This window comes from Hymenobacter sp. DG01 (assembly GCF_006352025.1).
In the GTDB taxonomy this organism is placed as follows: Bacteria; Bacteroidota; Bacteroidia; order Cytophagales; family Hymenobacteraceae; genus Hymenobacter.
Window position 1 is genome coordinate 3,919,325 of the sequence record NZ_CP040936.1, and the last position, 12,280, is coordinate 3,931,604.

The window sequence follows — 12,280 nt, forward strand, 5'->3', positions numbered from 1 at the left end:
CGGCCGGCAGGTTTTAGCGAGAGGCGGACGCAGGGGCTTTCGTATCTTGCGCCTTTATCTGCTTTCGTATCGTGGCCCGTTCTGCTCCCCAGCCGCTTCAGCCCGGCGACTACTATCTGACCCCGGAAGGCTATATGGTTTTCACGGAACAGTACCATTTGCGACGGGGCAGCTGCTGCGGCAACGGGTGCCGGCACTGCCCGTGGCAACATGCCCGAGGTAAAAAGAAGCCTCGTACGGGCCCGGAAATAGGCTAACCCGCTATTTTTCAAGCCTTGGGTTTGCTTCTGTCAAAATACTTCGGATATTTGCGTCCCTTTTTCTAGCATTGAAACCTCTAAGCTCCTGATATCATGGCCCGAGTTTGTGATCTGACCGGCAAGCGTACCCGCGTAGGCAACAACGTTTCGCACGCCAACAACAAGACCAAGCGCAAGTTCTACCCGAACCTGCAGAAGAAGCGTTTCTACATCCCTGAGCAAGACGCCTGGGTTACGCTGAAAGTTGCCGCCAGCACCATCCGCACCATCAACAAGAACGGCATCATGTCGGTCCTGAAGAAGGCCAAGGAGCAGGGCTTTATCGTTTACTAGCTTTCAGCTAGGCTTCCGGCCTTGTGCCAGAGCGCGAAGCTTCCGCCACGCGCAGAATTTCAGCTACTTCCAGTATTGGAACGCTGGGCTCTGCGAGTAGCGGAAGCTTCGCGCTGTTGTTTGGTGCCGAGCACGGCCAACGCAGCAGGGTGCTGAGCTGCAGTAGATAAGGCCCTACCCCTGCTGCAACGTCGAGGTCCGAAGACAGTCTTTCCTGCGCTATGCCTTACTCCCTGCCTTCGCTCAGAAAATCAAGCGGTCTGCTGCTCCTGGCCGGCTGCCTTTTGCTCACGCCCACTGCCTACGCCCAGCGCGCCGCCGGCCCCGACCGCCCCACAGATTTGCTGTCGGCATCGTTTCATAAGCAGCGGCGGGAGTTGGTACGGCAGGCGCTGCCGGCTGGCTCCGTGGCCGTGCTGTTTGCCGCTCCGGTGCGCAACCGCGCCAACGACGTAGATTTTCTCTACCACCAAAGCCCCGACTTTTATTACCTCACCGGCTACACTGAGCCAGAGGCCGTGCTGGTGCTGTTTAAGGAGCCCCAGACTATCAAAGGGCAGAGTGGCATTACGGAAGCCCTGTTTGTGCAGCCCCGCAATGCCCGCGCCGAGCAGTGGACCGGCCGCCGGCTGGGTGCTGAAGGAGCCAGGCAGCAGCTGCAACTGCAGTTTGTAGCCGATAACAAGGAGTTTGCTGATGCCGGTATTAAGTGGGGCAGCTTCTCCCAGATAGCCTTCCAGTCCCTACCCACCGACGCGCGCGACAATCCCGAGGACCCGGCCGACCTGTACAACCTGGTAGCCACATTCCGCCAGCAGGCCGCCCTGCCCGCCGATTTCAGCCCCGCCGTTGCGGAGGCTCACCAGCTTATTCAGCAGCGCGGCGTTTCTGGTGCCGAGCGTCTGCAGCCCTATCTGCTGCGCCTCATTCAAACCCAGCCTGCCATAGCCCAGGACGCCTACGTGCAGGCGTATTTAGGTGCGAAAACCGAGGCGGATCGGCAAAAGGCTGTAGCCAACAAACCCGTCAGCCGCTATAACTCTCAGGCTCTGGAGGAGGCTTTGGCCCGGCTGCGAGAAGTGAAAACCGCCGAGGAAATAGCCCTGCTGCGCCGGGCCGTACGCATCAGCGCCATCGGGCAGCAGGAAGTCATGAAGGCTACCCGCCCCGACATGGGAGAAATGGAGCTGCAAGGCCTGCACGAGTACGTTTATAAAAAGTACGGAGCCGAGTTCGAGGGCTACCCCAGCATTGTGGGCGCCGGAAGCAACGCCTGCATCCTGCACTACACCGAAAACGACAAGACACAGGTTAAAAACGACCTGCTACTCATGGACTGCGGAGCTGAATACCACGGCTACTCCGCCGATGTCACCCGTACTATCCCGCCGTCCGGCAAGTTCAGTCCGGCCCAGCGCCAGATTTACGAGTTGGTATTAGCCGCTCAGGATGCCGGGTTTGCTGCCTGCAAACCCGGCAACGAGTTTCAGGCACCTCACAAAGCCGCCCAGAAAGTTATTACCGATGGTCTGCTGAGGCTGGGCATCATTAAGAAGCCGGAAGAAGTCCGCACCTACTTCCCCCACGGCACCAGCCACTACCTCGGCCTCGATGTGCATGATCCTGGCACGTACGGACCTCTGCAAGCAGGAGCTGTAATCACCGTGGAGCCCGGCATCTACATACCGGAGGGCAGCCCCTGCGACAAGAAGTGGTGGAACATCGGAGTGCGTATCGAAGACGATATTCTGATTACCCAGCAAGGCTACGAAAACCTCTCGCGGGAGGCCCCGCGCACGGTAGCGGAAGTAGAAAGCATGATGGCCAAGCCCAGCGCCCTCGACGATTTCAAGCTGCCGGAGTTAAACTAAAGAGGTAATGAGGGGAATGGTGCTGAAGTGAAAAGCGAGGCAGAAGCCGGTAGAAATAACGCTTTAAGGCGCCAACTCCTCAGCGCATCAACTAATTAGCCATATTCTATTTGACATTATCGAAAACCCTTGTACCTTTGCAGTCCTTAATCCCAAAACCCCGTCGAGATGGCTAAAAAAGGCAACCGGGTGCAGGTAATCCTTGAATGCACTGAGCATAAGAACTCGGGGCAGCCGGGCACCTCGCGCTACATCACCACCAAGAACCGTAAGAACACTCCTGAGCGCATCGAGCTGAAGAAGTTCAACCCCGTGCTCAAGAAGATGACCGTTCACAAGGAAATCAAGTAATTGAGCAATGGCTAAGAAAGTAGTAGCAACCCTGAAAACCGCTACCGGCAAGGACTGGGCTAAGGTCATCCGTGCGGTGAAATCGGAGAAAACCGGCGCTTACACCTTCAAAGAAGAGATGGTGCCCGTTGATAAAGTGCAGGATTACATCGCCACCGGCGTTAAGTAATTCGGCGCCCCCGTGGCATTCCTACCGAAGTGAAGAAGTCCCGCCACCGTGGGACTTTTTTGCGTTGTAGCACGAAGCTCCAGCTTCGTGCCTCGTTGAGCTACTTAGGGTAAGCCAAGGAGCTCAACCTCAGCAACGACGCGTGAAGCTGGAGCTTCGCGCTACATCCTGACCGCATGGGACTTTTCGATTTTTTCAAGAAGGATAAGGAAAGCAAGGAGCAGCAGCAGGCGCTTGATGAAGGCCTGCAGAAAACCAAAACCAGCTTCTTCGACCAGCTCAGCAAAGCCGTAGTAGGTAAAAGCACTGTGGATGAGGCCGTCCTGGACGACCTTGAAACGCTGCTCGTGCACGCCGACGTAGGGATTGACACCACCGTGAAGGTCATTGACCGGATTGAGAAGCGTGTAGCCCGCGACAAGTACGTGAGCACCTCGGAACTGGACCGTATTCTTCGCGAAGAAATTGCCGACCTGCTGGACCGCAACAGCGGCGCTACCGGCTCCCGCGCCATCCTCGACCGCCCCGACAACACCGGTTCACCCTTCGTGATTATGGTAGTGGGCGTGAACGGGGTAGGCAAAACTACCACGATTGGCAAGCTGGCTCACCGCTTTCACTCGGCAGGTAAGAAGGTGGTGCTGGGCGCAGCCGATACCTTCCGGGCAGCGGCCGTGGATCAGCTCATCATCTGGGGTGAGCGGGTAGGCGTCCCGGTTATTTCGCACGGCATGAACACCGACCCCGCTTCCGTGGCCTACGACGCGGTGAAGAAAGGCGTGGAGATGCAGGCTGACGTGGTGATTATTGACACCGCCGGCCGCCTGCACAATAAGGTCAACCTGATGAACGAGCTCAGCAAGATCAAGCGGGTGATGCAGAAGGTTATTCCAGATGCGCCCCACGAGGTGTTGCTAGTACTGGACGGTAGCACCGGCCAAAATGCTTTCCTACAGGCTAAGGAGTTTACCAAAGCCACCGAAGTATCGGCATTAGCGATTACCAAGCTCGACGGTACGGCGAAGGGCGGGGTAGTTATCGGAATTTCAGATCAGCTGCAGGTGCCGGTGCGCTACATTGGGGTAGGGGAGAAGATGACGGATTTGCAGCTCTTCGACCGACATACCTTCGTAAATTCTCTGTTCAAAAAATAAGCTGGCAGGATCCTGACCGCCGGTTGTAAAGCCCGCCGAAGCGTATGTTTCGGCGGGCTTTTTTGTTGCTGACGTGATGGGTGCCGCTCGGCCCTCAGTAAAAATCAGCATCTTGGATATATAAGCTGCTGCCTATGCTTGTGCCCTTACCCGATGTTGCCGTTGCACCTGCTGCCCTGGCGCCCTTGCCCGCCCGCCTCGATGCGTTCCTGAGCCAGAAGCTTCGGTTCTGGTCGCTCGTGGCCATGTTGCTGCTGGTGTACGTGCACGCCTACAACCTGCACCCGCGCTATCTGCAGCCCTGGACGCCCGTGGATGAGCCGCTGGCCGGCGGGACCTGGCTGCAGTACTTTCTGGCCAATGGGCTGCTGCGGTTCCGGATTCCCATTCTATTTGCCATATCCGGCTACCTTTTCGCCCACCACGAGGGTAGGGAGCCCCACGGCGTGCGGGTGAAACGGCGGGTGCGTTCCTTGCTGATACCGTACGTGGCCTGGAGCGCGCTGGGGCTGGCGCTTACGTGGGCGTTGGAGCAGTTTCCGGCTACACGTCAACTGGTGCTTTCGGCTGCGCTTAGCCCGTTTGGTCCCGATAATCCGTTGGTCAGCAACTACTCGCCGGGGCAGTTGCTTCTATGCTGGCTGCTGATTCCGCTGCCGTTTCAGCTGTGGTTTATTCGGAGTCTGTTCTTCTATAACCTGGGGTACCCGTGGCTGCGCAAAGCCATCGACCGGGCCCCGCTGGTGTACTTTGCCATAACCGGAGCTATGTGGGTGCTGGGCCTGGGCCTGCCCATGATAGAGGGAACCGGCTTATGCTTTTTCGGGCTGGGTGTGTGGCTGCGCCGCCGCGACATAGAGGTGCAAGTACCGCCGCGGTGGTTTAACGGGTGGCTCTTTGCGTTGGGGTGGCTGGTTATTGTCACGGTGAAAACCTGGCTGGCCTTTCACCTGGAACGGCCTTCGTTTAGCGTGATGTCGTTGCTGCACCGGGCCTCCGAGCTGCTGGGCATGCTGGTGATGTGGTACGGGGCCGATGGGCTGGTGCGGGTGGCTATGCGGCAACGGTGGTTTGTGTGGCTGACGAGCTTCTCCTTTATGATTTACGTGGTGCACGTGCCGCTGCTAAGCTACGCCACCGAGGCCGCGCTGTACTTCTGGCCGAGGCAACAGCTGCTGGTATTTCTGCTGCTGCCTCTGGTAATGTTTGCGGTTTCTGTGGGGGTAGGAGCTTTGCTACGCCGGGTAGCGCCGCCGGTGTATGAGCTACTGACCGGGGGTAGGGGCCTGTAGCGGATTGGGCCGAGCAAGCGGGGTAGGAAGTGCGGGCATCCGGGAAATGGAACATTCGGAGTAGGAAAAGGCGTTGCCGAGTTCGTACCTTTGCGGTCCTAAATTCGCCGCGGGCCCCAAGCGGGCAAGTTTCTCACTGCTAAGAAATTGCCCGGCCGCCTGCTTACTACCCCAGCATGAAAGTCAGAAGCCAACAGGCCAATAAAGTCAACGTCATTACCCTGGGCTGCTCCAAAAACCTCGTCGATTCGGAGGTGATGATGGGCCAGCTCCGTGCCAACGACTTCCAGGTAACCCACGAAGCCGACACGAGCGACGCCAACATCGTCATCATCAATACCTGCGGCTTTATCGACAACGCCAAGCAGGAAAGCATCGACACCATTCTGCGCTACGCCGACGAGAAGGAAGCCGGCCGCCTGGAAAAGCTCTACGTAACGGGTTGCCTTTCCCAGCGCTACAAAGACGACCTGGAGCAGGAAATTCCGCAGGTAGATGCCTACTTCGGCACTCTGGAGCTGCCCCAGCTGATGAAAAAGCTGGAAGCCGACTACAAGCACGAGCTGGTGGGTGAGCGGCTGCTGACTACCCCCGCCCACTACGCCTATTTCAAGATTGCCGAGGGCTGCAACCGCCCCTGCTCGTTCTGCGCCATTCCGCTGATGCGCGGCAAGCACCAGGACCGTCCCATTGAGGACCTGGTGAAGGAAGCCAAGCGCCTGGCCTCTATGGGAACCAAGGAACTGATTCTCATTGCCCAGGACCTGACTTACTATGGCCTGCAGCACTACGGCGAGCGGAAGCTGGCCGACCTGATGCGCCACCTCTCCGACGTGAACGGCATCGACTGGATCCGGCTGCAGTACGCCTACCCCTCGCAGTTCCCCATGGACGCCCTGGACGTAATGAACGAGCGGGAAAACATCTGCAAGTACCTGGATATGCCCCTGCAGCATATTTCGGATAACATGCTGAAAACCATGCGCCGGGGCATCAGCAAGCGCCGTACCGTAGAGCTGGTGGACACCATCCGGCAGCGCGTGCCCGACATTGCCCTGCGCACGACCCTGATTGCCGGCCACCCCGGCGAAACCCAGCAGGATTTCGAGGAGCTGTACCGTTTTGTGGAGGACACCCGCTTCGACCGCCTCGGCATCTTCACCTACTCGCACGAAGACAATACCCACTCCTTCACCCTGGAAGACAACGTGCCCGCCGAAGTAAAGCAGGACCGTGCCGACCAGATCATGGAGCTGCAGCAGGGTATTTCGATGGAGCTGAACGAGGAGCGCGTGGGCCAGACCTACAAAGTGCTGTTCGACCGCAAGGAAAGCGGCTACTTCGTGGGCCGCACCCAATACGACTCGCCCGAAGTGGACAACGAAGTGCTGGTGACCGCCACCAAGGATACCTACGTGCGCCTCGGCGACTTCGCCCAGGTGCAGGTAACCGAAGCCTCCGACTTCGACCTCTATGGCAAGCTGATCTAGCTTCGATCTTACAACTGATTAATGCGCAACGGCGCCTCCAAGCGGGGGCGCCGTTGCTTTGTTTATAAAGACGGAGCCGGCTCAGGTTCGGCGGCATACCGGTATTTGAGGCGCAGGAAGGGCTGTTCCCAGTAACGGTAGCTAAGCCAGGCAAGGGCCAGGCTAAAAGGTAAGCACAGCGCCGTGAGGGCCAGTACCGTAGGCAGCGTGTGCGGCAGATGAAGCCTGTCGAAGCAAAATAGGACCACGAAGATGCTGACCGGATGCAGACAGTAGAAACCGTACGTGAACCTGCCCCAGTACGTCAGGCTCCGGCTTTGGCCCGCCTTAAACCACGAGCGGGTAGCATAATTCTGCTCCAGGACCACAAACACAAAAAACAACCCACGCAGCAGGCGCTGAAATGTAATGCCAAGGGTGCTGTCGGCGAAGTACTTCTGCCCGACCAGCAGGCCGAGGCCCGCCAGGTAGCCGACTACAATAATACTCCGAGGCCAGCGGCTTACCCATGCCTGAAAACCGGGCCGCGAAAAGGCCAGCCAGGCCGCTCCCCCACCCAGCGCCATATCGGACACCACGGCCAGGGTGTGTTGGTACAGCACCACTGGGTCGGTGGCATGGGCGTAACGGAATAGCAGGGAGGCCAGCAAAACCAGTATAACCGCACCAGGGCGCCACCGGGTGAAGAGCAGCAGGAGGAGCGGCCACAGTGCGTAGAATTGCTCCTCCACCGCCACCGACCACAAAACGCCCAGGCTGAATGCTTTCGGATCTACCATATCGAGGTTGGCCAGGAACGTGAGGTAGAGCTCGGGGCGGGCCGTATCGTGCCAGGGCTGCCCGGCGGCGTGCATCCACCAGGGCACTACCCAAAAGCCAAAAGCCAGGCAGGCAAAGTAAACCGGCCAGATGCGAAGCACCCGGCGCCAGTAAAACCCCAGCAAGTTAATGTGACCCTGATAAGCTTCTTCGTGCAGCAACAGGTAGGTAATCAGAAAGCCTGACAGCACAAAAAAGAAGTTGACGCCCATAGTGCCCAGGCTCAGCAGCCGTAACCCATAATGATATACTGGCGCCTCGTGCGGCGTCCAGAGAAAGGCGTACATAAACAGCGTATGGTACAGAAATACGCCCGCGCAAGCCAGCGTGCGTAAGCCGTCGAGGTTCGGGAAGAAGGGGCGGGTAGCAGTAGTGCTCATACAAGGGGAGGGTAAAAGCAGCCTGGTTCAGTGAAGTAGATATATAATGTACAATATGATATGGTGATTAATGCTATTATGCAGCCGGTTTGTGACAACCTAGTGCAGGAGTAGCATGGTACCTTTGCGGCGACTGGCAACTAAATTTTCCGCGCCTGCTTATGAAAGCTCGCATTCAGCACCAACAAGTCGAGTATCAGATTGAAGGCGAAACCCAGCCGGCGGAACCCATTGTGCTGTTGTCTGCTGATGTTGACCTGACGGCCGGGCAACCCTGGAGCGCCGCCGGCTACACGGTAGCCAGCTTCTTGAGCCCGGAAGACAATGCCGCGTTGCGCGAAGGGTTGGCCGAAAAAGTGAGGGTAGCGCTGCGGGCAGCTGGCGTAGAAGTAGCTGCTGACTGGTCCGTTGAGCAATATCACCGGGTAGTCGGCGACGACCAGGCGCTGCATCTGGCCGTAGTAAACCAGACCAAAGAATACCCCCTGGAAGAGCTGCCCGTGCCAGTAGCCACGCTGGAAACCCGCATAAGCGAGCTATGCGGCCGCGCCGTGCGCGTGCATAACCCCCACAACGGGCAGCAGGCGTTTCATCTGCGCCTGGCCCGCCCTGGCCGCACCGACAACAACCCCCTGCACCGCGACGTGTGGCTGGACCGCCTGCGCAACGGCATCAACATTTACTTCCCCGTGGCCGGCAGCACCCCGGATTCGTCGCTGACCCTGGTGCCGGGCAGCCACTGGTGGCCCGAGGACCGCACCGAGCGCACGGCCGGCGGGGCTACCTACAACGGTACCACCTACAGCGTGCCGGCTCTGAAAAACAGCCCCGAGCCCCTGGAGCTGGTGCGCCCCAACCCCGGCCCCGGGCAGGTGCTGCTCTTCTCGCCCTACCTGCTGCACGGCGGCGCCCTGAATTTGAATTCCGACGCTACCCGAATTTCGCTGGAAATGCGGTTTTGGGCAGTTTGAGGACGGTTAGGGGGTAGGAAGCTGCGGGAAAAACAACCCATCCGGGAAATTGCCAGTTACTTTGTGCGAGCTGGCCGGTTATAGCCGAATATTCTTCTCCCCGTATGTCCGTCACGACTCTGCGCTACGCCGATACCGGCGCGTTTTCCTCCCTGCTGACCGATTACTTGGCCCGGCACGAGGCCCTGACTTCGTTTTATCACCGCTTCCCGACCCTCGACGCCTTTGCCGAGCAGATAGAAGAGAAGCGCGCCGCCTATACTCCCGAAGCCCGGCAGCGGCTGGTAGCGGCCCTGCGCGAGCAGTACGCCACCCTGCCCGCGGTGCACCCCGCCGTGGAGGCCAATCTGGCTTTGCTGGAAAAAGACACCACGTTCACCATCACCACCGGCCACCAGCTCAACCTGCTCACGGGCCCGCTGTACTTCATCTATAAGATTGTGTCGGCGGTGAAGTTGAGCCGGCAGCTCAAGGAAAAGTACCCGCAGTACGATTTCGTGCCGGTGTACTGGATGGCGACGGAAGACCACGACTTCGCGGAAATCAACCACTTCCACCTGTTTGGCAAGAAGTACGAGTGGAACGCGCCCGAAACCGGCGGACCGGTGGGCCGTCTGAAGCTCGACGGCATGAAAGAGGCCCTGCTTGACCAGCTGCCCGCCGACGTGCCTGCTTTGTTTCGTGAGGCCTACGAGCAGGCTGATACCCTGGCCGCCGCTACCCGCCGCCTCACCCACGACCTGTTTGGAGAGCTGGGTCTGGTGAGCCTGGATGCCGACGCACCCGCCCTCAAGCAAGCCCTGGTGCCGGTGCTGGAAAAGGAAATCCGGGAGCAAGCTTCGAACAGGGCGGTGCAGCAGGCCAACGCCCAGCTGGAAGCCGCCGGCTACAAGCCTCAGGTGTATTCGCGCCCGCTCAACCTGTTTTTCCTCACCGACGCCGGCAAGCGGGAGCGGCTGGAGTACGATGCCGCCCAGGACTGCGCCCAGATTACGGTGCGCAACACGGGCCGTTGCCACTCGCAGCAGGAGTTGCTGGAGCTGGTGCAGCAGCACCCCGAGCAGTTCAGCCCCAACGTAGTGCTGCGCCCGCTCTACCAGGAAATATTGCTGCCCAACCTCTGCTACATTGGCGGCGGGGCGGAAGTAGCCTACTGGTTCCAGCTAAAAGGCGTGTTCGAAGAAAACGGCGTGCCCTTCCCAATTCTGCTACCCCGCAACTCGGCCCAATACGTAGGCAAGGCCAACGCTGGCAAGCTGCGTAAGCTGGGCCTCACCTCCTTGGATATCTTCCGGCCGCTACCAGAGCTGAAAAAGCAGGTAGGCGCCACGCTGGGCCAAGAAGAAGTTAGCCTACAGGAGCAGCAGCAGCAACTGGCCGCCGCCTTCCAAGCTGTTTCTGACCTGGCCCAGCGCCTCGACCCAACCCTGGTACGCACCGTAGCGGCCGAGCAGCAGAAGGTAAGCGGCATTGTGCAGGGCCTCGAAAAACGCCTGAGTAAAGCCGCCGAAGCCAAGCATGAAACGGCCTACAGTCAGCTAACGGCTCTCAAAGACAAGCTCATGCCCGGCGGCCACCTGCAGGAACGCACCGATAACGTGCTCAGCATCCTCATCAATAACCCCCAATTCATTCAGCAGCTCCTCGACGCCTTCGACCCGCTGGCCCTGGAGTTCACCGTGCTGGAAGAAGAATAGAAGCAGCATTAACACCACTGAACAACCCAGCGGCCTGCCTCTATCCGAGGCAGGCCGTTTTGCTACCCCCTCTGCTATGCTGAAGTCTGAACTACGCCGGGAAGCCTTGGTCCGCCGCCGGGCCTTATCGGAAGAGGAAGTTACCCGCCGGAGCGAAGCGTTGTGGCGGCAGTTGCGGCAGTCGTTTCCGGTGCGGGAGTGGCGGTGGCTGCACCTGTTTCTGCCCATTGGCCGGCAGAAGGAGCCGGATACGTGGCCGCTGATTCGGCAGCTGTGGGCCGAGCAGCCGGCGTTGCAGCTGGCCGTGCCCGTGGTGCAGCCTGATGGGCACACCCTGCGGCACTTTCACCTCACGCCCGAAACCCAACTGGAAGCTAACCGCTGGGGCATTCCGGAGCCCGCAGGGGCCACCGAAGTCCTACCTCCCCAACTCGATGCCATCCTCATTCCCATGCTGGCTTTCGATGAGCGGGGCCAGCGCGTGGGCTACGGCAAAGGCTTCTACGACCAGTTTCTGCCCCAGTGCCGCCCCGACGCCCTGCGAATTGGCGTGAGTCTGGAGCCGCCGGTGGCCCGTATTGAGGACGCCTGGCCCGGCGACGTGCCCCTGCACGCCTGCCTCACGCCGGGGCGGGTATGGTGGTTTGGGTAGGGGTAGAAAGTAGACTTGCTGGCAGGAGACAGCAATATAGCGCCAGTGTATAGCGTTTCCTGAATACAACCGTATTCACCTAACCGCGAAACTATTATGGCCGAAATTCAAGCTGCCGCCGCCCCTCGCTCGGGTAAGCCCCGCGCCACCAAAAAAGCCTTCCACCTCGACATGACGCCCATGGTGGACCTGGCTTTTCTGCTCCTGACTTTCTTTATGCTCACTACTACTTTCGCCAAACCTACGGTGATGGAGGTAGCCATGCCCACAAAGCCCAAAACGCCTGATGTGGAAGCGCCAGTATCGGAAAAGCAGGCCCTGACGCTGATTCTGGGTGAAAAAGGGCAGGTCCGCTACTTTTTTGGCTTGAATGAGGCCGCCGTTAACCCCGCTGCGCCTCGCCCTACCCTTCATACTACAGACCTAAGCTCTAGCGGACTACGCCAAGTGTTGCTGCAGCGGCAACGCCAGCAGCCTGCACCGGTAGTACTCATTAAAACAGAGCCCGGCGCGAAATACCAGCATCTGGTAGATGCTTTGGACGAAATGAACATCACAGACCAGAAGAAGTACGCCCTGGTAGAGATGAACCGCTCCGATGAAGAGCTTTTGAAAGCCCAGCGACTATAAGCCAGGGCTGTATTTCAGCCAAAACGAAAAGGCCGCATCAACTAACTGATGCGGCCTTTCCTTTTATTTCTTGGCAGAGCCAGTGCCTGGTGCCTGCAGTGCGGAGTCGGGGCGGGCGACTGAGGCGTTTTTACGATTGACAGTGGGTTGAGCGGCCTGGCGCTGGGCTGCCAGCACCTGAGCCAGATTGGATAAACTGGTTTTCATGAAA

14 protein-coding genes are annotated in these 12,280 nt (G+C 59.0%); 12 read left to right on the forward strand and 2 right to left on the reverse strand.

Annotated elements, in window-relative coordinates; translation table 11 throughout:
* Positions 1-71: 71 nt before the first annotated feature.
* From FGZ14_RS16620 to rimO, 8 genes are all read left to right on the forward strand, one after another.
* Positions 72-257 (forward strand): DUF5522 domain-containing protein, encoded by a 186-nt coding sequence (locus FGZ14_RS16620; protein WP_139925325.1) that lies wholly within the window; start codon positions 72-74, stop codon positions 255-257.
* A gap of 96 nt (positions 258-353) precedes the next feature.
* On the forward strand, positions 354-593 hold the full coding sequence (rpmB, locus tag FGZ14_RS16625) for a 50S ribosomal protein L28 (protein ID WP_110976335.1): 240 nt from the start codon (positions 354-356) through the stop codon (positions 591-593).
* Between the two features lie 221 nt (positions 594-814).
* Positions 815-2,464: an aminopeptidase P family protein gene (locus FGZ14_RS16630; protein WP_139925326.1), complete on the forward strand. Its 1,650-nt coding sequence runs from the start codon at positions 815-817 to the stop codon at positions 2,462-2,464.
* A 168-nt stretch (positions 2,465-2,632) separates the two neighbouring features.
* Positions 2,633-2,815, forward strand: a complete 183-nt coding sequence (gene rpmG / locus FGZ14_RS16635; protein ID WP_045689232.1) for a 50S ribosomal protein L33 — start codon at positions 2,633-2,635, stop codon at positions 2,813-2,815.
* 7 nt (positions 2,816-2,822) lie between these two features.
* Positions 2,823-2,984: a DUF4295 domain-containing protein gene (locus FGZ14_RS16640; protein ID WP_110976337.1), complete on the forward strand. Its 162-nt coding sequence runs from the start codon at positions 2,823-2,825 to the stop codon at positions 2,982-2,984.
* A gap of 176 nt (positions 2,985-3,160) precedes the next feature.
* Positions 3,161-4,138 (forward strand): signal recognition particle-docking protein FtsY, encoded by a 978-nt coding sequence (gene ftsY, locus FGZ14_RS16645; protein ID WP_110976338.1) that lies wholly within the window; start codon positions 3,161-3,163, stop codon positions 4,136-4,138.
* Between the two features lie 134 nt (positions 4,139-4,272).
* Positions 4,273-5,430 (forward strand): acyltransferase, encoded by a 1,158-nt coding sequence (locus FGZ14_RS16650; RefSeq protein ID WP_139925327.1) that lies wholly within the window; start codon positions 4,273-4,275, stop codon positions 5,428-5,430.
* Positions 5,431-5,606: 176 nt separating this feature from the next.
* Positions 5,607-6,920 carry a 30S ribosomal protein S12 methylthiotransferase RimO gene (rimO, locus tag FGZ14_RS16655; protein WP_139925328.1) on the forward strand — a complete coding sequence of 438 codons (1,314 nt, stop codon included), beginning with the start codon at positions 5,607-5,609 and terminating at the stop codon, positions 6,918-6,920.
* 62 nt (positions 6,921-6,982) lie between these two features.
* Here rimO and FGZ14_RS16660 read toward each other — a convergent pair whose 3' ends face one another.
* The gene (locus FGZ14_RS16660; RefSeq protein ID WP_139925329.1) at positions 6,983-8,119 is read right to left on the reverse strand and encodes an acyltransferase; all 1,137 of its coding nucleotides are present in this window, start codon (positions 8,117-8,119) and stop codon (positions 6,983-6,985) included.
* A 161-nt stretch (positions 8,120-8,280) separates the two neighbouring features.
* On the opposite strand from FGZ14_RS16660, the gene FGZ14_RS16665 reads away from it, so the two are divergent.
* The 4 genes from FGZ14_RS16665 (at position 8,281) to FGZ14_RS16680 (ending at position 12,069) form a co-directional block, all read left to right on the forward strand.
* A complete protein-coding gene (locus tag FGZ14_RS16665; protein WP_139925330.1) occupies positions 8,281-9,090 on the forward strand; it encodes a phytanoyl-CoA dioxygenase family protein in 810 nt (269 codons plus the stop codon).
* Positions 9,091-9,194: 104 nt separating this feature from the next.
* On the forward strand, positions 9,195-10,787 hold the full coding sequence (gene bshC, locus FGZ14_RS16670; RefSeq protein WP_139925331.1) for a bacillithiol biosynthesis cysteine-adding enzyme BshC: 1,593 nt from the start codon (positions 9,195-9,197) through the stop codon (positions 10,785-10,787).
* A gap of 76 nt (positions 10,788-10,863) precedes the next feature.
* Entirely contained in the window at positions 10,864-11,439 is a 576-nt protein-coding gene (locus FGZ14_RS16675; RefSeq protein ID WP_139925332.1) for a 5-formyltetrahydrofolate cyclo-ligase, read from the forward strand.
* 96 nt (positions 11,440-11,535) lie between these two features.
* Positions 11,536-12,069 (forward strand): biopolymer transporter ExbD, encoded by a 534-nt coding sequence (locus FGZ14_RS16680; RefSeq protein ID WP_139925333.1) that lies wholly within the window; start codon positions 11,536-11,538, stop codon positions 12,067-12,069.
* A 63-nt stretch (positions 12,070-12,132) separates the two neighbouring features.
* On the opposite strand, the gene FGZ14_RS21805 is transcribed toward FGZ14_RS16680, so the two are convergent.
* Positions 12,133-12,276, reverse strand: a complete 144-nt coding sequence (locus FGZ14_RS21805; protein WP_180754388.1) for a hypothetical protein — start codon at positions 12,274-12,276, stop codon at positions 12,133-12,135.
* Between the last annotated feature and the right edge of the window lie 4 nt (positions 12,277-12,280).